This is a genomic window from Gordonia sp. NPDC003425 (assembly GCF_053588635.1).
In genome coordinates this window covers 229,742-250,460 of sequence record NZ_JBSFQI010000001.1, presented here as the reverse complement: position 1 = coordinate 250,460, position 20,719 = coordinate 229,742, and the positions used below count along the sequence as shown (strand labels likewise).

The window sequence follows — 20,719 nt, the reverse complement described above, 5'->3', positions numbered from 1 at the left end:
TGACAGAACACCAACCGTCGGATGTGCCTCTGCGACTGGGCTGTCCGGGTGGCGAAGACCGGGCTGTCCGGGTGGAGAAGTTTGTCGTGTGCTCAGTGCACTCACAGGAGTCCGTCGTAGTCTCCCCATCCGGCGGAGCGCCCGTTCCGTGCAGAGCGAGCGGAGGGCAGAGCGAGCGGAGGGCGGATGCACGATCGGAATGCCGGGCCGCGTTCTGTTTCCCGCTACCGCGCGCCCAACGGGCGGCGACTCACCGCCGGCGAGGTGGCCCGCGCCGCGTCGGCCGGCCCCGTGGACTCGCGACCCGGCCCGCCGGGTCAGGTGCAGCACCGTATGACACCGGCGCTGCGCAGCCGCTCGGAATCCGCGGCGACCCGGAAACGACGTCGTCCGGGCGTGGGCAAGGCCGTCGGAGCCGCGCGGGTGGCGGTGGCGCTGTGCTCGGTCACCGTGCTCGGGTTCGTCGGGGTCGCGTGGGGTGCGGCGCATCAGGTGTCGACGGGCTTCGGGCGTTCGGCGGCGTTGGGGTCGGCGCCGACGTCGGGCGGCGGTGCGGAGAACATCCTGCTGATGGGCCTGGACACCCGGAAGGATGCCGACGGCAACGACCTGTCGCCCGAGGTCCTTGCGCAACTCCACGCCGGTGACAGCGACAACGGTGGTTACAACACGAACACATTGATCCTGGTGCACATCCCCGCCGACCGGAAGAACATCGTCGCGTTCTCGATACCGCGTGACGACCTGGTGACGGTGGACGATGTCGACGTACCGCAGGCGAAGATCAAGGAGGCCTACGGACGCCGCAAGGCGATCGTCGAGCAGCAACTACTCGACCAGGGCATCACCGACCCGCAGACGCTGGAGTCCCGTGGTCGCGAGGCCGGCCGGGCATCGACCCTGCAGACGGTCCGGGCGCTCACCGGGGTCCCGATCGACCGTTTCGCCGAGGTCAGCCTCGTCGGCTTCTACGACGTCGCCCAGGCGCTCGGCGGCATCGACGTCTGTCTCAATCACCCGGTGCACGACAGTTACTCGGGCGCACGATTCCCGGCCGGCCGCCGGCATCTCAACGCTTCGCAGGCGCTCGCCTTCGTACGGCAACGTCACGGCCTCGACAACGGCGACCTCGACCGCACCCACCGACAGCAGGCGTTCCTGCTGTCGGTGTTGCACCGCATGCAGAGCACCGGCATGCTGACCGATCCGGGACAGCTGAACCGGCTGATGAGCGCGCTGAACCGAGATGTCGTGCTGTCCGACAACTGGGATCTGCTGCCCTGGGGTCAGCAGATGCTGGCGCCGACCGGCCAGCGCATCAGTTTCCGCACGCTGCCGGTCGAGCGTTACGACACCCTCGACGGTGAGGACGTCAACATCGTCGACACCGATCAGATCCGCACGCTGGTCCAGACCGCGTTCGGGATGCCCGTCGCGGCATCGGGTGCGGGGACCGCAGCGGCGGGCGCCTCCGCGGCCGCCGACTCCACGTCCACCTCCGTCCCCGATCCGGCGGGACCCCAACCCGACACCGGGGGAGCGGTCACCGCCGACGGTGGGGTGCCCTGCGTCGACTGACGCGTCGATCTGTCGCCGATTGCCGGTTCGGCAACCGACACTTCGTCGGTTGCCCGCCGGGGTGATGGGCAGCACAGTATCGGCCATGACCATTGGCGCACCCACCGACAACGCCGACCCGACCGTCTCACAACTCGGATACGGCAAGAAGGTTCTCGCCGTCGAACCCGGTGGCAGCGAGCCGATCGCGCTCGAGGCGCGCCACGGCAAACCCCGGGGACTGTTCTGGACGTGGACCGCGCCGAACCTCGAATTCGCGACCATCTTCGTCGGGGTCCTCGCGGTCGCGGTGTTCGGTCTGTCGTTCTGGCAGGCGGTGGCCGCGATGGTGCTCGGCAACGGTCTCGCCGCGGTCGCGCACTACGTGCTCTCGGCCGAGGGTCCGCTGCACGGTGTGCCGCAGATGGTGTTGGGGCGGTTGGCATTCGGATATCGCGGCAACATCCTGCCTGCCACGTTCATGGCCGTGATGTGCGGAGTCGGCTGGTTTGCCACCAACAGCGTCAGTGGGGCGTTCGCGCTGTCGACGCTGTTCGGATTCACCCCGCTCGTGGGGTTGATCGTGATCGTGGTGGCACAGACCGCATTCGCGTTCTTCGGCCACAATCTGGTGCAGCGTTTCGAGCGGATCGCCGCGCCACTGCTGGCCATCATCTTCGTGATCGGCGCCGTCATCATCTTCAGCAAGTCGCATGTCAACGCTCCGGCCAGTGGCGGCGGATTCTCGATGGCCGGGTTCTGGCTGACGGTGGGCGCGTCGTTCGGCTACACCGCCGGCTGGACGCCCTACGCCGCCGACTACACCCGCTACCTGCCCCCGACGGTCTCGAAACTGCACACCGGGCTGTCGGCGTCGGCGGGCTTGTTCGTGTCGTGCACCTTCCTGATGCTTGTCGGTGCCGCATCGGCGACCATCGGCGAGCCCACCTCGGACAATCCGACCGAGGCGTTCACCGCGAACCTGCCGACGCTGATCGCCGATCTCACGCTGCTCGCGATCGCGGTGGGGGCGGTCGCCGCCAACGCGATCAACATCTACTCCGGCGCGATGGCGTTCGTCACCATGGGATTCAGGCTGCCGATGCGCACGCAGCGGGCGCTGGTGACCGTGTTCTTCGGTGTGGTCGGATTCCTGGTGGCCTGGTGGGCGCTGGCCGACGCGGCCGCCTCGTACGAGGCGTTCCTGCTGCTGGTCGCGTACTGGATCGGGCCGTGGCTCGGGGTGGTGTTCGCCGACCGGGTGCTGCGTAAGGAACCGCCCTCGCTGGCGCTGCTCTACGACACCCGGTATGCGAACTGGGGCGGATTCGCCGCCTTCGTCATCGGCTTGGTCGGGTCGGTGCTGCTCTTCTGCAATCAGACCAAGTTCGTCGGCTACGTGGTCCGGCAGGTCCCCGAACTCGGCGATATCGGCGCGTTCGCCGGATTCGCGATCGCGTTCGTGGCATATCTGATCCTCGCCCGCAAGAAGGTGGAGGAGTCGGTGCGCGTCTACGGATAGCGCCGCCTCACCCGAATGAGCCCGGGGCCCGGTCCGACGGAGAGGCACGTCGGATCGGGCCCCGATCCATGCGCCGACGCAGCACGCCTTTCGGTCAGTGGTCTTTCGCGCCGGACTCGCGAACCGCTCCATCGGCGCGTGATGCGCTGAACGCCAGTAACATCGGCGCATACATGTCGGGCTCGGTCGGATCGAACCCGAGAAGCCCCCGGATTCGGTCGAGGCGCTGATACAGGCTCTGGCGACCCACATGAAGCACCTCCGCCGATCGGGTGGCACTGCACCCGTTGCGTAGGTGTACCTCCAGTGTGGGTGCCAGGCGGGTGGACGCGACGGCGTCGTGAGCGATGAGCGGCGCGATGAGCGCCGCCAGTTCCGCGCGCGTCGCCGACCCGGCGTGTCGCATCGCGGCCTCGGCCACCAGCGAGCGTGCGGTGAACACCCGCGCGGTCGACGCGCCGTCGCGCACCAGATCCACTGCGATCCCCAGCCGATCCGAACAGGTCCGCAGAGAGTGCCCCACCGCACGCGCCACGGCTGCACCCGGTCCCAGACCTGCGGGGCGGACGACATCGCCGACCACCACGGTGACCCGGCCGTTGGTGGTGGCCCGCCGCGTGAGCGCGCGCGCCACACGTTCCACCGCGTCGTCGGACGCCTCGCCCCCGGCGACCACCACCACCGCCTGCACCGTGGCGTCCACGGTGGCGCGCACGGTGCCACCGATCCCCGATGCCGCGTCGGAGGCCAGCGCGTCGGCGAGCAGAACCTCGGCCATCCGCGGGTCGGGAGAATCGGCGCTGATCGGGATCAGGTGCGACGAGGCGGATACCGACACCCCGGACACGCCCAATCGTGAATACAGGTCGGCACGTCGGATCGGCCGGGCGGCCAGCAGTTCCTCGATCAGCCGTTCGCCGACCGCCGACCTCGACGTGCCCGACCGCGACAGCGCGGTGCCGATCGGGCCGCAGGCGCAATCGAGAAGTGCCGCAACGAGTTCTGTTCGCACCGAATCGGGTGCCCGGCCGGCGATCACCCGTGCGATCTCTCGTCCGCGCACCGTGACCGGCGCCGAGGCCGACGCGGTGTCCACCATCCGCCACGCGGAGCGGTCGTCGTCCACCCCGTGCGCGGCGAGCAGGGCACCACCCCCACCCACCAGCACGATCGGACACCGCGCGGCATCCGAGACGTGTTCGAGCATGAGGGCCACCCCGTTCGACGCGCCGAGGTCGCGGTGCAGCTCGGCGTCGAGTGCGCCCCGGGCCCGCAGATCGGAGAGCTCACCGGAGACGATGGCGGTGTTGGCCTGTCGGCACACCTCGATGAACGGTAGGACGCGTCGCAGTTCGATGATCGGCAAGCGGCACGACGACCCTTCCCGGACCATCTCCTCGGGCACGGCGTCAAAGGTGCGGCCCACCTCGAAGGCCAGTCCGGCCACACCGCGTTCGGCCAGATCGCGTACATAGTGCCTGCGGGTGCCCGCGTCGAGGCCGGCCAATCCCAGACCCGTGGTGAGCAGCAGTTCGCCGCCGGCCAGCAGCGGCCCGATCTCGAAGATCTCACTCGAATGCACCCAGTTGACCACCACGTCGAGACGGTCGTGGGCGGTGAGCACATGCGGGTCGGCGCCCACCAGGAACTCGTCGACGATTCGCTGTAGCGTCGCGCCGGTGGCGTGATGCGGTGGTGATTCCGGGACAGATTCCGCGATGGACATGCACTGACGATATGCACGTCGACATCGCTCCGCGACACGACGGACTGTCGGTTGCCGCGACCGACGGTGCGCGGCACGCTCACATCATGTCCCTTGACCGTCCCGTCGATCTGGGTCGCACGCCCGCCGGTGCAGACGTCTTCGCCCTGCTGGACGTCTCGGCACTCGTCGACGTCGCCTACCGCCAGGCCCGACAAGGGTTGGCCGAGGGTGGAATCCCGATCGGCGCCGCACTGTTCGGTACCGACGGCACACTCCTCGGCGAGGGCCGCAATCGCCGCGTGCAACACGACGATCCGTCGGTGCATGGTGAGACCGATGCCTTCCGGGCTGCGGGCCGGCAACGCGACTACTCGTCGACGATCATGGTCACCACGCTGGCGCCCTGTTGGTATTGCAGCGGACTCATCCGTCAGTTCGGCATCGGCGCGGTGGTGATCGGGGAGAACCGGACGTTCTCGGGAGGCGAGGAGTGGCTTCGTGAGCTGGGGGTGGATGTGACCGTTGTCGACGACCCGCGGTGCGTGTCGATGATGACCGACTTCATCGCCGAACGCCCCGCCCTGTGGAACGAGGACATCGGCGTCGCGGAAACGGAGATCCGATGAGCGGCGCGGCGTCGGGCACCGCCGGCCCCATCCTCACCGTCGATCTCGCACAGTGGCGTGCGGGAGGCGCGCCCGCCGATGCGGTGTGCGCCGCGGTCGACGAATCGCTGCAGCGGGCAGGTTTCCTGCTGGTGACCGGGCACGGCATCGACCCGGCACTGCCCGCCGCGCTGCGCGCCGCCGCGCGTGACTTCTTCGCGTTGCCCAGCGAGGTGAAGGAACAGTACGCCGTCGGTGTGGGCGGGCGCGGGTGGATCGGCCCGGGTATGGAGGCCAACGGTTACGCCGAGGGCACCGAGACACCACCAGATCTCAAGGAGACCTACAACTCCGGCGCGCAGACCCCCGTCGGCATCCCGGAGGTCGACGACTTCTGGTTCGCCCCCGACGTGTGGCCCGCCGAGGCGCCCGCACTGCGACAGTTGTTCACCGCGTGGACAACCCAGATGAAGACGTTGTCCGACGACCTGCTCGCCCTGATGGCGGCGTCGCTCGGTCTCGCCGGTGAGCGCAACCCGTTCCGCGGGCTCGCCGCCAACGCCACCTGGACCTCCAACATCAACCACTACCCGCCGATGACGGCGGTCGGTGCCCCCGAACCCGGGCAGTTCCGGATCGGACCGCACACCGATTTCGGCACGGTCACCGTCCTCGACCGCGAACCGGGCGCCGGTGGACTGCAGGTCTACAGCGAGCAGGGCGGCTGGGCCGACGCCCCCTACGATCCCGCGGCACTGACCATCAACATCGGTGACCTGCTCGAATACTGGTCGGGTGGTCGCTGGCCGGCGGGCCGCCACCGCGTGCTGCCACCGCAACCGGAGACGCCGGAAGAAGACCTCGTCTCGCTCATCTACTTCTACGAGCTCGATCACGACGCCGTCGTCACACCGCTCGAACCCCCGCTGGGCCGGGAAGCCGGCCGGCCGCCGGTGACGGCGGGCGACTTCATCAAGGAGAGGCTCGACGCGATCAACGTCGGATGACCGGCGACTACCCTCACCACCATGAGGGCATTGTCACCGCTCGCCGCGCCCGTCGATCCGGTCGATGCGCTCACCCGTATCGCGTGGCTGCTCGAGCGTGACCGGCAGAGCACCTACCGGGTGGAGGCGTTCCGGCGTGCCGCCCGCACCGTGTCCGCACTGCCCGCCGGGGAACTCGACCAGCGCGCCGCTGCGGGTTCGTTGACCGACCTGCCCGGCGTCGGCACGTCCACCGCAGAGGTGATCGCGTCGGCGATCTCGGGACGTGTGCCCGCCCGGCTCGCCGAGCTCCAAGCCGGCGCACCGGCTGTTGCCGACGGCGGCGCGGACCTCTACCGGCTGCTCCGCGGCGACCTGCACGCACACACCGATTGGAGCGACGGTGGCGCCTCCATCGAGGAGATGGCCTCCGCGGCAACCGCATTCGGACAGGAATGGCTGGCGATCACCGACCACTCGCCGCGCCTGACGGTGGCCAACGGACTCAGCGTCGAACGGCTTGAACGACAGATCGCGGAGATCGAGCGTCACAATCGCGCCGGCTCGGGCGTCGTGCTGCTGACCGGTATCGAGGTCGACATCCTCGACGACGGCACCCTCGATCAGTCCGACGCGATGCTCGACCGTCTCGACGTGGTGACCGCGTCGGTGCATTCCGCGTTGAAGATGGACGCCGCGCCGATGACCCGCCGCATGGTCGCGGCGGTGCGCAATCCGCGGGTACGGGTACTCGGCCACTGCACCGGGCGGCGCGTGCTCACCGGTCGCGGACACCGCGAACCGTCGAGATTCGATGCGCACCACGTCTTCTCGGCGTGTGCGGACAGCGACACCGCCGTGGAGATCAACTCCCGGCCCGAGCGGGTGGACCCGCCCGATGATCTGATCGAACTCGCCCGCGACCTGGGTTGCCTGTTCGCCATCGATTCCGATGCGCACGCGCCGGGCCAGCTCGAGTTCAAGGCTCTCGGCGCCGAACGTGCCGAACGACTCGGCATCGACCCGGACCGGATCGTCACCACCTGGCCGCTGACACGGGTCACCCGGTGGCTTCGTAACAACCATTGAACAAACCGCCGACAACGGCGCGGGGGTCCCGCGGGTCTTCTCCGATCACGCGAACCGTCGACAGCCCGCGCGAACAGATACCACCCGCGGGAACCCGGACCGCCAGTGACAGCCTCGACTGGCGGTCACCGTGTGCAGCGGCGAGGGTGGAGGTGTCCGCATGTCATTCCCGTGAGGAGCCCTGGTGAACGCACCCATCATGAAGAAGTCCGACGCCGCCGAGCTGATCGTCGCCGCCCGTATCCGCGCGGGTCTGAGCTGGAACGACATCGCCGAACGGATCGACGCACCGGTGGTCTGGACGGTGGCGGCGCTACTCGGCCAGCATCCGGTGCCCGCCGAGAAGGCCGAACTCGTCTGCGAAATGCTGGGATTGGGCGAGGGGGTGGCCGAGAGTCTCCGGCAACAACCCGCGCGGGTCCGCGACGACGATCTGGCCACCGACCCGACCATCTATCGCCTCTACGAGGCGTTGGCCGTGTACGGTCCGGCCCTCAAGGAACTGATTCACGAGGAGTTCGGTGACGGCATCATGAGTGCGATCAACTTCAAGGTCGACATCGCGCGCCGACCCGATCCCGACGGCGACCGCGTGGTGATCACCTTCGACGGCAAGTTCCTCGATTACCGCTGGTGAGGTGCGGCGACGCCGATATCGACGGTCGATGGTGGCGAAGTGGCGTCGTCGTCGCCACACTGGTAACCAGCAGCCGCGTTCGAGCGCGCGGGCACAGGAGGTAGACGATGGCAGGCAACAACGGACCTTTCGGGTTCGATCCGGACGACTTCGACAGATTCGCCCGTGAGGCGGGTGACGGCCTGCGCGACATGGTCGGTCGTTTCCTCGACACTCCGGGCGGTGTGAGTGCCTTCTCGGCGATCTTCGACCAGGGCGGAGCGCAACGCACCCGCGCGCGCCGACCCGAACCCGAGACCACCGGTGACACCGGGTCGGGGGTGTGGGCGGTCTTCGTCACCGACGTCGACGGCGGCGCACGCGTCGAGCAGGTCTTCGCCACCGAGATCGACGCACTGCGCGCCAACCAGCGCAACACCGACCCGCATCGTCGCGTCCGCTTCCTGCCCTACGGCATCGCGGTGAGCGCGCTGGACATCGCGGTGCCCGTCGACGACGCCATCGCCCGCCCGGTCGACGACCCCGACACCGGATCCGCAGGCGAATCCAACCCCGACGCCTGACCGGACCCGCGGGTGAGTCGGTTCTCCGCCCGGCCGCTCAGGCCGCGCGGACGAGCGCGATCACGTCGCTGAGTGCGTCGACGTCGGCGGGTGAGGGTTCGATGAGGGTGAAGTAGGACACGCCGGCGAGTTCGTGAAGGCGTGTGATGCGCTCGGCGACCTGAGTGGCAGTGCCGTGCAGGAGATTCACCGATTCGCGCAGGGCGTCGTCGTCGAGTTCGGGATTCCAGCCGCGCAGCGCCGACACATCCGGGTCGCGGCCCACCGCGAGATCGAAGACGATCACGTTGAGTTCGATCTCGTCGAACCGTTCGCCGGCCGCCGCGCGCACGTGGGCGGTCCGTTCCAGCAGTGCATCGACCGTCGGCAGATTCGACAGCGCCACGATGTCGGCCTTGCGCGCCGCGAGGGAGAGCATCCGGTCGCCGATCCCGGCGATCATGATCGGCGGGTGCGGCTGGGCGAAGGGTGGCGACGCTGTCGGGTCGTCGAAGGTCGCCCGCAGCCGGTCGACGGTTGCCTCCAGGTGTGCGATCCGCCGTCCGGGACGCTCGAAAGATATTCCGGCGTCGTCGAATTCGGACTTCACGTAGCCGGCACCCAATCCGATCTCCAATCGTCCGCCGGTCAACTGGTCGACGGTGGCGAGGTCGCGGGTGAGTAGCGCGGGCGAGTAGAACGGCGCATTGAGCACGAACGTACCCACCCGCAGTTCCGGCGCCTCGGCCGCAGCGGCCACCAGGGCGGGTGCCGGGCCGATGAGACCCAGATGGTCGGGTACGAGAACGACGTCGGCGCCAGCGTCGGCAACCGATCTCACCTGCGCGCGAAACTGCTCCCCGGTGCCGGTTCCCATCAGGTTGACGCCGAAACGGATTCCCTCGGTCATGGACCCCTCAACCCGATGAGGGCTCCGTGTATTTCGTCATGCCGGTATCTCGTCATGCCGGGTCGGTGACCACGATGACGTGCAGTGTCCGGGGCCCGTGCACTCCCTCGACCCGGTCGAGTTCGATGTCGCTCGTCGCGCTCGGGCCGCTGATCCAGGTTTGCGGCCGTCCCGCAGAGCCCTGCTCGACGAGACGGGCGACGGCTTCGGGGACGTCGCTGACGATCTGCTCTGCTGCCACGAGGCAGATGTGCACGTCGGGAACCAGGGTCACCGCCCGACGCCCTTGTCCGGCAGCGTGATCGAGCACGATGGTGCCGGTGTTGGCGATGCCGACGGCGGCGGTGGTGACCACCGCGCCGACGCCGTCGAGTGCGGCAGCCGACAGGTCGTCGTCGGTGATCCACGACGTCACGCCGTCGGCTGCGGCACCCAGCAGTGTGCGTACCGTTGCGTCGGCCAGCACCGGTCCGTCGACGGCAGCCAGTGCCGCGCCGACGTGCTCGGCGAGCCGGTCGACGCTCACCCGCTCCACGACGGCCTTGTAGTCGGCGACGCGCTCGGCGAACCGATCCACCAGACCCAGGTCGCCGGTGCTCACCGGCTGACCATAGGACCAGTCCACGGGGGTCGCGTCTCCGGCGGGTACATCGGCGAGCGCCGCACGCACACGGCCCAGAATGTCGGCCCGCGCACTCATCGCTGGTCCCCGTTCCGGTTGCCGCGCTCGCGTTTCCACCAGTCACGGAATGTTTCTGCGGGCGGCACCGGGGTGTCGCGGGCACTCGACCACGGCGTCATCGGCCACGGCAACGCACCCAGGGTTCGGCGCGCGCCGAAGAACCGGTGACTGGTGGTGGCCGCCTTCTGCGCCGCCTCGAGGCGACGGTGATCGCCGAACACCACCTCCATGGCCTTCATCGCGGCCGCTTCCGCCGAGGGGAGGCCGCCACGGTGCTCGTCGACCACCCGGGTTCGCAGATGCACCAACAGATCCGGGATGGGGATGCGGACCGGGCACACGTCGAAGCATGCCCCGCACAGACTCGACGCATACGGCAGGGATTGGTCGACCTTCGATGACGTGCCACGTAACTGCGGGGTGAGGATGGCGCCGATCGGCCCCGGATACACCGAGCCGTAGGCGTGCCCGCCGGTGCGTTCGTACACCGGGCAGACGTTGAGACATGCCGAACACCGGATGCAGCGCAGGGCGGCGCGGCCCACCTGATCGGCCAGTACCGTGCTCCGGTTGTTGTCGAGAAGCACGATGTGCACGTTCTGCGGCCCGTCGCCGGGCGTCACCCCGGTCCAGATCGACGTGTACGGATTCTCCCGCTCCCCGGTGCTCGACCGCGGCAGGACCTGCAGAAACACCTCCAGATCTGCCCAGGTGGGCAGGATCTTCTCGATGCCGACGACCGAGATCAGGGTTTCCGGCAGGGTCAGGCACATGCGTCCGTTGCCCTCGGATTCGACCACCACCAGGCTGCCGGTGTCGGCGACGGCGAAGTTGGCGCCGCTGATCCCGACCTTGGCGCGCAGGAACTTTTCGCGCAGGTGCAGCCGGGCCGCCTCGGCGAGCGCCTTCGGGTCGTCGGACAGGTCGGCCGGTGCCGGGCGCCCCACCTCCTTCATGCGCCGCAGGAAGATCTCGCGCACCTCGGCGCGATTGCGGTGGATGGCAGGTACCAGGATGTGGCTGGGCCAGTCGTCGCCGAGTTGCACGATCAGTTCGGCGAGATCGGTCTCCCAGGCGTCGATGCCGGCTGCGGCGAGGGCCTCGTTGAGTTCGATCTCCTGGGTGGCCATGGATTTCACCTTGACCACCTCGTCGGCGCCCGACGCGCGGACGAGGTCGACGACGATGCGATTGGCCTCGGCGGCGTCCGACGCCCAGTGCACGGTGGCACCGGCGGCGGTGGCCTTGGCCTCGAACTCTTCCAGGTAGGTGTCGAGGTGGCGCAGCGTCCGGTTCTTGATCGCTTCCGCGGCCAGCCGGAGCTGTTCCCAGTTGTCGAGTTCGTCGACCACCTCGGCCCGCTTGTCGCGGATGATCCCGGTGGCGTGTGCCAGATTCCGGCGCTGGGTGGTGTTTGCCAACTCCGTCCTGGCCGCGGCGGGGAACTTCGGCATCCCGACGAAGGTGGTGGTCACCCCGACGTGGGGATGATCGATACCGGTGGTGTGCGGGCGCGCGGAGGTGGTCATGCCGGCTCCTTCTCGGTGGACGCCAGAATCTCCGCGAGATGCATGGTGCGCACCCCCGACCGCTCCCGGGACAGTAGCCCGCCGATATGAGCCAGGCATGAATTATCGCCGGCCACAAGCACTTCCGCGTCGGTATCCTTCACGTGACCGGCCTTGTCGCCGCCCATGGCCACCGAGACGTCGGCGTTCTTCATCGCGAACGTACCGCCGAACCCGCAACATTGCTCGGCGCCAGGCAGTTCCACCAGGTCGATGCCCTTCACCTCGCGCAAGAGGCGCAAGGGTTTGTCGCCCACCCGCAGCATCCGCAATGAATGACAGGTGGGATGGTAGGTCACGCGGTGCGGGAAGTAGGCACCCACGTCGGTCACGCCGAGCACGTCGACGAGGAACTCACTGAGCTCGAAGAACTTGGGCGCCAACACATCCACGGCCGCGCGCAACGAGCGGTCGCCGCTGCGGTCGGCCACGTCGGCGTGCTGATGACGGACCGACCCGACACACGAGCCCGACGGTGCCACCACTGCGTCGTAGTCGCCGAACACGTCGACGAACTGCCGCACGCCCGCGATCGCCTCCTGGGCGTAGCCGGTATTGGTGAACATCTGACCGCAACAGGTCTGTTCGATCGGGAACTCCACCTCGACACCGAGCCGTTCGAGAAGAAGCACCGTTGCACGTGGGGTGTTCGGCCACATCGTGTCGTTGAAACAGGTCGCGAACAAGGCGACTCTCATCGGGCGACCACCACTCGGGTCTGCGCGCGCCGGAACAGTCGTGTGTGCATGGGACACCGCCAGGGACTAGGGGGCTGATGGGCCGTCATTCCCTGTGATCCGGCCTCGCCCAAAACGCTAAGTGCTGTCGGCGCGGACCGTCAACAGATGCGATGTCGTCGGCGCGGTACCGGGGTGTGTCACTGCGCTGAGCGCCAGGCCGCGCGTCGTTGCTCGGCCTCCCGGAATCGACGCTTCTGGTCGGCGGTTCGTGGTTGCAACGGCGGCACCGGATGGGGGCGGCCGTCGTCATCCATCGCGACCATCGTGAAGTAGCAGCTATTGGTGTGTCGGCGTACCCCGGTGTGAATGTTCTCGGTCTCCACCCGGATGCCCACCTCCATCGACGTTCGCCCGGTGTAGTTGATCGACGCCGACAGAATGAGCAGTTCGCCCACCCGGATCGGTTCGCGGAAGATCACCCGGTCCACCGACAGCGTGACGGCATAGCGACGCGAATACCGGCTGGCGCAGGCGTAGGCCACTTCGTCGAGCAGCTTGAGAAGTGTGCCGCCGTGGACGTTTCCGGTGAAGTTGGCCATGCCGGGCGTCATCAGCAGTGACATCGACAGATGCGCGCGGTCGTCGTCGCTCACCTGAAGGGGACCGGTGTCATCCGCCGCGCCGTCAACGGTTGCGGCCACAATGGGTGCACCGGGTACTCCGTGTGCCGATCGTCCGGTGGGCTCCATGGGGAGAGCCTATTCGGGTGTCGACCGGCCGGCGCACCTTCTCGATGACCCATTGTCACGTCGGGGGCACCGTGCGGCAGGATGAGCGGGTGATCGTGCTCGCTGCCTCGGAATCGTCGTCGTCGGCGGTGCTGACCCTTTTCTGGGTGGCGTTGGCCGCAGTGCTGGCCCCGCTGATCGCCCGCGCCTGCCGGGGCTTCGTGCCGGAGGTCGTGGTGCTGCTGACCGTCGGGGTGGTGCTGGGGCCGCACATGCTGGGGTGGACCGATCCCGATCAGATCGCGGTGCTCAGCCAGCTGGGCCTTGGCATGCTGTTCCTGCTGGCCGGGTACGAACTCGATCCGGACCTCTTGCGAGGCCGGCCCGGAGCGGTTGCGGGGATCACCTGGTTGGTCAGTCTCGTGCTGGCCGGAGCGGTGGTCGGCTTGTTGCTGTCGATCAATTTCTCCCAGGACGTGGCGGTGGCCATCGCGATGACCTCCACCGCGCTGGGCACACTCCTACCGATCCTCAAGGCCGACAATCTGCTGGGCACCTCGCTGGGGCGTGGGGTGATGGCGCACGGCGCGATCGGTGAACTCGGGCCGATCCTGGCGATGTCATTGCTGCTGACCAGTCGGAGCGTGGTGGCCGCCGTGGTGGTGATCGCGCTGTTCGGTGTGGCGACGGTACTGCTGGCGGTGGTGCCCCGCAGGTTGGCTGCCCGTGTTCCCGGTGTGCGTCGGGTGGCGGTGGAACTCGGTGGCGGTACCACCCAGCTACCCATTCGGGTGGTGCTGTTGTTGTTGCTCACGCTGATGGCGATCGCCGCGGTGTTCGACCTCGACGTGGTGCTCGGGGCCTTTGCCGCCGGCGGCATCCTCCGGTGGCTCATCGGTGAGCAGTATCCGGTGATCGCCCGGTCGTTGGAGGTCATCGGATTCGGCTTGTTGATCCCACTGTTCTTCGTCACTTCCGGAATGGGCATCGATCCGCGCGCGGTCACCGGTAACCCGTTGGGGTGGGTGGTCCTGGTGCTGGGTATCGGGGTGGCCCGGGGCGTGCCGGTGTGGTTCGCCGAACGCTTTGTGGGCAGGGACGCTGCGGTGGTACCGCCACGAGAACGCGTGCAGTTGGCCCTTTATGCCGCCACCGGACTACCGATCATCGTGGCGGTGACACAGGCGGCCGTCGACGCCGAACTGATGTCTCCGACAAAGGCGTCGCTACTGGTGGCCGCGGGAGCCACCACGGTCCTGCTTTTTCCGTTGATCGCACGTCTCATCGGTGCCCGGTCGGTGCCGCAGGCGGGTGGAATCGACACGGCCTGAGTCGCCGGACGCCGACACCCGGCCGAGCGCGCCGAAAGCGCACCACGGTCGGGTGTCGGTGGTCAACGGGTGGTGCCGCGGGTCATGCGGTCACGTGTGAGGTCAGAGGTACTGACCGCACACCGGCCACGCGCCCGGGCCCTGCGTGGCGAGGACGTTCTCCGCGACGCGGATCTGCTCCTCGCGCGACGCGTTGCTCGCGCTGCCGCTACCGCCGTTGGCCTCCCAGGTGCTCTGCGTGAACTGCAGGCCGCCGTAGTAGCCGTTGCCGGTGTTGATCGCCCAGTTGCCGCCGCTCTCGCACTGTGCAACGGCGTCCCAGTTGTGGCTGTCTGCCGAGGCGGTCGCGGTGGCGACGCCGAAGGGGGCCAGGGCCAATGCGCCGATCAGGCCGGCGCGCATCGCGGTCTTCTTCATCCGCATGGTCATCGTTCCTCCTATCGGCCACCCGATACTTCCGGGCGGCGTGATCTCGGACCGTGGGCGACCATACGGATCGGTCACGGAAAGGTCACGCCGAGGTTCTGACCTGCGACCACCCGATCACGCTGAGATAACGCTGTGGATTTCCGGAGAAGTCCCTGCGCATCGCGGCGTGTCGGCGTGCGAGGGGCGTCGCCGGGACCGGCGTCGAAGTGTGAGGGGGAACACGTGCAGAATGTGGTCTGGGACACAGCGCGACGCCGGGTTTTGTCCCCTCGAGTCCGGTGCCCGCCGCAACCCGCGAGAACGGCCGCAAGAAGTGAGACGACAGGGAGCAATCGTGAGCACGAACGATGTCGGTGCCGCCGAGGGTGCCACCATCCAGCCGGCCGGATCCGCTGCGGTGCACGTGCACATCGACGGTCCGATCGGTGTGATCACCCTCTCGGAGTCACGACGACGAAACCCCATGTCGGTGGCGACCATGACGGCCCTGACGACCACGCTGTGGGACTTCGATCGCGATCCGACCGTGCGTGTGGTGGTGATCCGGGCGCTCGGTCCGGCGTTCTCCGCCGGACACGATCTCGGCGAACTCGTCGACCGAACCCTCGATGACGAGCGCGCGGTCTTCGCGTCCTGCGTCGACATGATGAGCGCGGTGCACGACATCCGGCAGCCGGTGATCGCCGAGGTGGCCGGATTGGCGTTCGCGGCGGGGTGTCAGCTCGTGGCGACCTGTGATCTGGCCGTCGCGGCCACCACCGCTGTCTTCGGCACACCCGGGGTGCGCATCGGTCTGTTCTGCTCCACCCCGATGGTGGCGCTGACACGCGCGATCGGCCGCAAGCGCGCGATGAAGATGCTGCTCACCGGCGACCTCGTCGACGCGCACACCGCCGCCGACTGGGGCCTGGTCAACGACGTGGTCGACCCCGAGGCGCTGGCGTCGACCGTGCGTGAGTTGGCGCTGCGGATCGCCGCGGCCAGCGCCTCGACGATCGCGATCGGCAAACGGGCGTTCTACGCGCAGATCGATCGGGACGAGGCGGAGGCGTACCGGCTGATGAGCGAGACGATGGCGACCAATGCGATGACCTGCGATGCGCAAGAAGGGATGTCGGCGTTCCTGGCCAAACGGGACCCGGTCTGGTCCGACCGCTGACGGGTGGTCGCGCCCGCGTTCACCCGCGTGCGGGTGTACCGCCGGAATCGGGGCCGGGAGTGTCGGGGCTCGTGGTGTCCGGGGCTGGAGTGTCGGGGCTGGAGTGTCTGGGGCTGGAGTGTCGGGGCCCGCCGTGTTCGTGTCCTCGCCTGCGTCGGGCGCGGAGTCGAGGTTCCCGGCGTCCTCGTCCATGGGCGAGGGATCGACGAGGTCGGAGGGCTTCTCGGGCCGCTTGGAGGTCAGCAGGACGTCGGCCCACCGCGCCGAGGGGTCGATGTCGATGAGCATCGCCTTGGCGAACAAGGTGAGCGGCACCGCGAGGATCGCCCCGAGCGGCCCGATCACCCACGCCCAGAAGATCAGTGACAGAAAGGTCAGCGTGGTCGACAGGCCCACCGAATCGCCGACGAACTTGGGTTGAATGATGGACTGGATCACGAAGTTGATCACCGAGTAGACGACGATCACCCAGACCATCAGCACCCAGCCGCCGTCGAGCAGACCCAGTAGCGCGGGAGGGATGACGCCGATCACGAACCCGATGTTCGGGATGTAATTGGTGATGAACGAGAGCAATCCCCAGAGGATCGGCAGCGGAATGCCCATCAGCGCCAGGGCCCCGGTGTCGAACGCCGCCACGATGAGTCCGAACACGGTGGACACCCAGAGGTAGGAGCGGGTGCCGGTGCTGAACGAGGTAAATGCCGCGGCAATGTCGGGACGGTCGCGTCGGAGCACCTCCATGCGTTCGCTCGAGCCCACCGAATCGAACGCCATGAACAGCAGCGTGATGAGCACGAGTGTCAGCGCGGACGCCACACCCATGGTGCTCGACACCACGTTGCCCACCGCGCCTATCACCTTGCCGGAGTCGACGTTGGCAATCATGTCGTGAACCTTCTGCTGGCTCACGCCATGGCTGGTCAGAAACTTCTGGAAGTCGTCGAGAAGGTCGTTGAACTTGGCCGAGTACTGCGGGAGGATCGTCGCCAACCGGGCGACCGAATAGGTGAGCGCAGCGAAGAGCCCGATGATGATGCCGTACACCAGCAGAATGGTGACGATCAGTGCCGACCAGGCGGGCCACCCCTTCCGGCGCAGCCAGCTCGGTACCGGCGCCACGGCCACCGTCAGCATCAGTGCCAGGAAAACCGGCCCCACAAGGGAACCGATGGACCTGATGCCCAACACCGTCACCACGAGGCCGGTGATCGACAGCAACACCACGGTGCCGCGCGGCAGGGACCAGTCCGGCGCGTTGGGCCGGGTGGACTCTCTCGGGTCGGCAGCCTTGGTGCGCGCCATGTGTTCCTCTCGCCGCGCGGCCGCGGCCGCGTGTGGTCGGGTGTTCTCCGGGCCCTTGGCTGAAGGATAGGTGACGATTGCCCGTTCCGAGCCCCGGTCGCACCGCCTTGCAGCGCGCGGGTGCGTAATTTTTCTCGTGGCGGCCGAAAGGGTGGGCAGTTCTCACGCCTGCCGCGACACTGTTCGGGTTGCCGACGGCCGCACGGGTCTGATCCGGCTTCACCGACGACGAAAGGATCCGACAGTGACCGCGACATCCATTCGCGCCTACACCGATGCCCAACTCGACGAGGTCTTCTCCCCGGTGTTCGCCCGCATCGCCGAGGGCGCCGTGGCCCGCGAGACCGATCGCGCGCTCGCCCACGACGAGGTACGAGCGCTCAAGGACGTCCGATTCGGTGCGCTGCGTGTGCCGGTCGAGCTCGGGGGTTACGGCGCGTCGGTCCGCCAGCTGTTCGGTCTCCTGATCGACCTCGCGGCCGCGGAATCCAATCTGCCCCAAGCACTCCGGGTGCACTGGTCGTTCGTGGAGGATCAGTTGCTCGCCGACGATCCCGTCGCGCGGGAGCGTTGGCTGCGGGCCGTGGTGGGCGGCACCCTGGTGGGAAATGCGATCACCGAACCCGGCGTTGGCGCGGCCGATCGCTACCGCACCACGGTCACCGCCGACGGCGACGGATGGGTGGTCAACGGCACCAAGTACTACAGCACCGGGAGTCTGTACGCCGATCACATCCTCGTCGCTGCCGACTCCGACGGCGACCGGGTCTCGGTGCTGGTCGACGCCGATGCGCCCGGCGTCATCCAGCACGACGACTGGGATGGTTTCGGTCAGCGTCTGACCGCCAGCGGCACAACGGAATTCCACGACGTCACGGTGCCCGCTGAGCGTCTGCTCGGCGCAGGGTACGGGGCTCCCGGCCGCACCTATGCGACCTCCTACCTGCAGCTCGTGCAACTCGCGGTGCTGGCCGGGATCGCGCGACGCGCCCTCGACGACACCGTTGAGTGGGTGCGTGACCGGACCCGCACCTTCAGTCATGCCGCCGCCGATCTGCCGCGGGAGGATCCGCTGGTGCAGCAGGTGATCGGACGCCTGTCCGCGGCCGCCTACACCGCCCGGGTGCTGGTGCTCGACGTTGCGGCCACCCTCGATGAACTCCTCGACGCCGGCGGCACGGACGAACAGCTGCTCGACAAGGCAGAGTTCGACGTGGCGCGGGCACAGCAGGCCGTGATCACCACCGTGCTGGACGCCACCACGCAGCTGTTCGAGGTCGGCGGCGCATCCATCACCAGCGAACGACTGCGCCTCGATCGTCACTGGCGCAACGCGCGGACCATCTCCGCGCACAATCCCCTGATCTACAAACTGCGGGCGGTGGGCGCACGCGAACTCAACGGTGCCGACCTGCCCTACGCGTGGAGCGCGGGCGACCGGCGGGCCGACCGGTCCTGATCGGGCGACCCGCCCGCGCCGGTCAGGTCAGCCATTCCCGGGTGTAGAGGTCCTGCCAGCGCACATCGATCGACCGGCGTGCCGCATCGCTCGAGCGCGGCCCCAGCGTCGCGGTCAGTACCTCGTCGGCCACGTCGCGGACGCGGTCGGAGTCGCCGACGAGGTCGTCGTGGTAGCGCGCGATCAGCCCTATCCGGACCCGGGCGAGTTGCGCGTCGTCGCCGTCGAGGCTGACCTGTACCACCAGTCGGCCCAACCGTTGACGGATCCGGGTGGCAAGCAGCTGCCTGATCACACGATCACTCACCTCGATGCCCGTCGAGTCGGTGTCCAGCCGCCGCGCGGGCCGGCGTACCCGCTCGAGATTTCCGGTGATCGACGAGATGAGCCGGCCCACGTCGGCGTCGGGTTCGCTCAGGCGTCGACTCGCATCGACCAGCCACGAGTCGGTGTGATCGGGGTCGTCGTCGAGGTATGTCTCACTCATGGCTGTCCTCCTCCCGGTCGGGTGCGCGATGGCCGTCCAGTGAGGCCTTTGGTTGGGGCCGTATGGCGTTGGGGAGCCGCCGCGGTGTCGGGCCGCCAGGGCGACAGGCGCGTGGCCAGGTATTTGCGGCTTCGCTGCAGGTGCCCCCGCACGGAGCCGACGGAGATCTGCAGCACCCGCGAGATCTCGGTCAACGAGAGTCCCTCGGCCTCTCGGAGCCACCATACGGCGCGTGACGTTTCGGGCAAGGTGGCCAGTTCGCGGCGCAACGCCTCGACGAGACTCATCCGGACCGCCTCGTCGGCGGGGAGCGACCGTGCGTCGGCGAGGTCGGCGAAGCGTCGGTCGTCGGTCGGCACGTCGCGTCGTCGGCGCCAGTGATCGACGGTCTTGCGATGGGCGATGCCGAACATCCAGGTGCGAAACGAACTTCGGAAGGCGAAATCCGGGAGCCCACGCCAGGAGTCGAGCAGTGTGTCCTGCGCCAGATCCTCCGCGGTCTGTGGGTCGTCGACCATGCGACGCAGGTAGCGCAGCAGCGGTTCGGACACCTTCTGCACCAGAATCGCGAAGGCCTCCGTGTCGCCGGCGGCCGCGGCGGCGGCGAGTTCGTCGTCGGAGAGGGTGGACAGATCGAGTCCGGGAGACAACTCGGGGCGCTGCCGCGTCCCCCCGGCCGAGGCATCGCTGTGTCCGGCATCACCGAAATCGACGCGTGCAGAAATCGCTTCCACTACGACTGACCTTATACGGGTGCGGCCGGGGGTCGCGCCCATCCCGCACCGTGAGGTGCCGAAGCGACAAAGGAGCGTCCATGTCCGAAACCTCATCGACAACGTCATCCACCACAGCAACCGGGGACGCCACCCCGGAGAACGGCTCCGGCAACGCGTTGACCCTCGCCGATTCGTCGAAGAGCAAGGCCGCGGCCAAGCCCGTGGGAGAACGCGGCAAGACGTCGATCGCCGATCAGGTGGTCGCCAAGATCGCCGGCATCGCCACCCGTGAGATCAGTGGCGTCTACGACGTCGGCGGCACCACCGAGCGGATGGTGGGCCGGGTCCGTGAGGTGCTGCCCGGCACCGCCACCAGCACCACGCAGGGCATCAACGTCGAGGTCGGTGAACGACAGGCAGCGGTGGACGTCTCGATCGTCGCCGACTACGGAGTTGCGATCCACCAGCTCGCCGCGGCCATCCGCCGCAACGTCGTCACCGCGATCGAGCAGATGACCGGCCTCGAGGTCACCGAGGTCAACGTCACCGTCCACGACATCCACTTCGGCGACGAGGACGACACCCCCGAGACGCCGAGGGTGCAGTGATGTCCCCATCC

Annotated in this window: 20 protein-coding genes and 1 pseudogene; 11 read left to right on the top strand and 10 right to left on the bottom strand. The window is 68.2% G+C overall.

All coding sequences use genetic code 11. The features are described 5' to 3' along the window. Positions 1-186: 186 nt before the first annotated feature. On the top strand, positions 187-1,578 hold the full coding sequence (locus tag ACWDTD_RS01200) for an LCP family protein (protein ID WP_449745225.1): 1,392 nt from the start codon (positions 187-189) through the stop codon (positions 1,576-1,578). A gap of 85 nt (positions 1,579-1,663) precedes the next feature. Continuing rightward, on the top strand, positions 1,664-3,079 hold the full coding sequence (locus tag ACWDTD_RS01195; protein WP_449745224.1) for a purine-cytosine permease family protein: 1,416 nt from the start codon (positions 1,664-1,666) through the stop codon (positions 3,077-3,079). 94 nt (positions 3,080-3,173) lie between these two features. Here ACWDTD_RS01195 and ACWDTD_RS01190 read toward each other — a convergent pair whose 3' ends face one another. Next, positions 3,174-4,805 (bottom strand): PucR family transcriptional regulator ligand-binding domain-containing protein, encoded by a 1,632-nt coding sequence (locus tag ACWDTD_RS01190; RefSeq protein ID WP_449745223.1) that lies wholly within the window; start codon positions 4,803-4,805, stop codon positions 3,174-3,176. A gap of 86 nt (positions 4,806-4,891) precedes the next feature. Here ACWDTD_RS01190 and ACWDTD_RS01185 point away from each other — a divergent pair, with 86 nt between their 5' ends. The 5 genes from ACWDTD_RS01185 to ACWDTD_RS01165 all read left to right on the top strand — a co-directional run bounded on the left by ACWDTD_RS01185 (position 4,892) and on the right by ACWDTD_RS01165 (position 8,667). Then, positions 4,892-5,413: a nucleoside deaminase gene (locus tag ACWDTD_RS01185; protein WP_449745222.1), complete on the top strand. Its 522-nt coding sequence runs from the start codon at positions 4,892-4,894 to the stop codon at positions 5,411-5,413. Beyond that, entirely contained in the window at positions 5,410-6,399 is a 990-nt protein-coding gene (locus ACWDTD_RS01180; RefSeq protein WP_449745221.1) for an isopenicillin N synthase family dioxygenase, read from the top strand. The genes ACWDTD_RS01185 and ACWDTD_RS01180 overlap by 4 nt, the downstream gene beginning before the upstream one ends. A gap of 21 nt (positions 6,400-6,420) precedes the next feature. Next, on the top strand, positions 6,421-7,467 hold the full coding sequence (locus ACWDTD_RS01175) for a PHP domain-containing protein (RefSeq protein ID WP_449745220.1): 1,047 nt from the start codon (positions 6,421-6,423) through the stop codon (positions 7,465-7,467). A gap of 184 nt (positions 7,468-7,651) precedes the next feature. Further along, the gene (gene cynS, locus ACWDTD_RS01170; protein ID WP_449745219.1) at positions 7,652-8,104 is read left to right on the top strand and encodes a cyanase; all 453 of its coding nucleotides are present in this window, start codon (positions 7,652-7,654) and stop codon (positions 8,102-8,104) included. Positions 8,105-8,211: 107 nt separating this feature from the next. After that, entirely contained in the window at positions 8,212-8,667 is a 456-nt protein-coding gene (locus tag ACWDTD_RS01165) for a hypothetical protein (protein ID WP_449745218.1), read from the top strand. Between the two features lie 37 nt (positions 8,668-8,704). Here ACWDTD_RS01165 and ACWDTD_RS01160 read toward each other — a convergent pair whose 3' ends face one another. The 5 genes from ACWDTD_RS01160 to ACWDTD_RS01140 all read right to left on the bottom strand — a co-directional run bounded on the left by ACWDTD_RS01160 (position 8,705) and on the right by ACWDTD_RS01140 (position 13,109). Next, positions 8,705-9,556 (bottom strand): TIGR03621 family F420-dependent LLM class oxidoreductase, encoded by an 852-nt coding sequence (locus ACWDTD_RS01160; RefSeq protein ID WP_449745217.1) that lies wholly within the window; start codon positions 9,554-9,556, stop codon positions 8,705-8,707. A gap of 52 nt (positions 9,557-9,608) precedes the next feature. Further along, positions 9,609-10,256 carry a LutC/YkgG family protein gene (locus ACWDTD_RS01155; RefSeq protein WP_449745216.1) on the bottom strand — a complete coding sequence of 216 codons (648 nt, stop codon included), beginning with the start codon at positions 10,254-10,256 and terminating at the stop codon, positions 9,609-9,611. Beyond that, a complete protein-coding gene (locus ACWDTD_RS01150) occupies positions 10,253-11,767 on the bottom strand; it encodes a LutB/LldF family L-lactate oxidation iron-sulfur protein (protein ID WP_449745215.1) in 1,515 nt (504 codons plus the stop codon). Before ACWDTD_RS01150 ends, ACWDTD_RS01155 begins: the two co-directional genes overlap by 4 nt. Beyond that, on the bottom strand, positions 11,764-12,504 hold the full coding sequence (locus tag ACWDTD_RS01145) for a (Fe-S)-binding protein (RefSeq protein ID WP_449745214.1): 741 nt from the start codon (positions 12,502-12,504) through the stop codon (positions 11,764-11,766). The genes ACWDTD_RS01150 and ACWDTD_RS01145 overlap by 4 nt, the downstream gene beginning before the upstream one ends. Before the next feature lie 179 nt (positions 12,505-12,683). After that, positions 12,684-13,109, bottom strand: a complete 426-nt coding sequence (locus tag ACWDTD_RS01140; protein ID WP_449745476.1) for an acyl-CoA thioesterase — start codon at positions 13,107-13,109, stop codon at positions 12,684-12,686. A 170-nt stretch (positions 13,110-13,279) separates the two neighbouring features. Here ACWDTD_RS01140 and ACWDTD_RS01135 point away from each other — a divergent pair, with 170 nt between their 5' ends. Next, entirely contained in the window at positions 13,280-14,545 is a 1,266-nt protein-coding gene (locus ACWDTD_RS01135; protein ID WP_449745475.1) for a cation:proton antiporter, read from the top strand. A 102-nt stretch (positions 14,546-14,647) separates the two neighbouring features. On the opposite strand, the gene ACWDTD_RS01130 is transcribed toward ACWDTD_RS01135, so the two are convergent. Next, on the bottom strand, positions 14,648-14,974 hold the full coding sequence (locus ACWDTD_RS01130; RefSeq protein ID WP_449745213.1) for a transglycosylase family protein: 327 nt from the start codon (positions 14,972-14,974) through the stop codon (positions 14,648-14,650). A 373-nt stretch (positions 14,975-15,347) separates the two neighbouring features. Here ACWDTD_RS01130 and ACWDTD_RS01125 point away from each other — a divergent pair, with 373 nt between their 5' ends. Further along, a complete protein-coding gene (locus tag ACWDTD_RS01125; protein WP_449745474.1) occupies positions 15,348-16,133 on the top strand; it encodes an enoyl-CoA hydratase in 786 nt (261 codons plus the stop codon). A gap of 225 nt (positions 16,134-16,358) precedes the next feature. Here the strand turns inward: ACWDTD_RS01125 and ACWDTD_RS01120 are convergent. Further along, a pseudogene (locus ACWDTD_RS01120) lies at positions 16,359-17,438 on the bottom strand (AI-2E family transporter); the annotation flags it as partial. 244 nt (positions 17,439-17,682) lie between these two features. Between ACWDTD_RS01120 and ACWDTD_RS01115 the strand changes: the two are divergent. After that, positions 17,683-18,897: an acyl-CoA dehydrogenase family protein gene (locus tag ACWDTD_RS01115; RefSeq protein ID WP_449745212.1), complete on the top strand. Its 1,215-nt coding sequence runs from the start codon at positions 17,683-17,685 to the stop codon at positions 18,895-18,897. 22 nt (positions 18,898-18,919) lie between these two features. Here the strand turns inward: ACWDTD_RS01115 and ACWDTD_RS01110 are convergent, their stop codons facing one another. Then, positions 18,920-19,384 carry a hypothetical protein gene (locus ACWDTD_RS01110; RefSeq protein ID WP_449745211.1) on the bottom strand — a complete coding sequence of 155 codons (465 nt, stop codon included), beginning with the start codon at positions 19,382-19,384 and terminating at the stop codon, positions 18,920-18,922. Then, the gene (locus ACWDTD_RS01105) at positions 19,381-20,118 is read right to left on the bottom strand and encodes an RNA polymerase sigma factor (protein ID WP_449745210.1); all 738 of its coding nucleotides are present in this window, start codon (positions 20,116-20,118) and stop codon (positions 19,381-19,383) included. Before ACWDTD_RS01105 ends, ACWDTD_RS01110 begins: the two co-directional genes overlap by 4 nt. Before the next feature lie 80 nt (positions 20,119-20,198). Here ACWDTD_RS01105 and ACWDTD_RS01100 point away from each other — a divergent pair, with 80 nt between their 5' ends. Next, the gene (locus ACWDTD_RS01100; protein ID WP_449745209.1) at positions 20,199-20,708 is read left to right on the top strand and encodes an Asp23/Gls24 family envelope stress response protein; all 510 of its coding nucleotides are present in this window, start codon (positions 20,199-20,201) and stop codon (positions 20,706-20,708) included. Positions 20,709-20,719 lie beyond the last annotated feature (11 nt).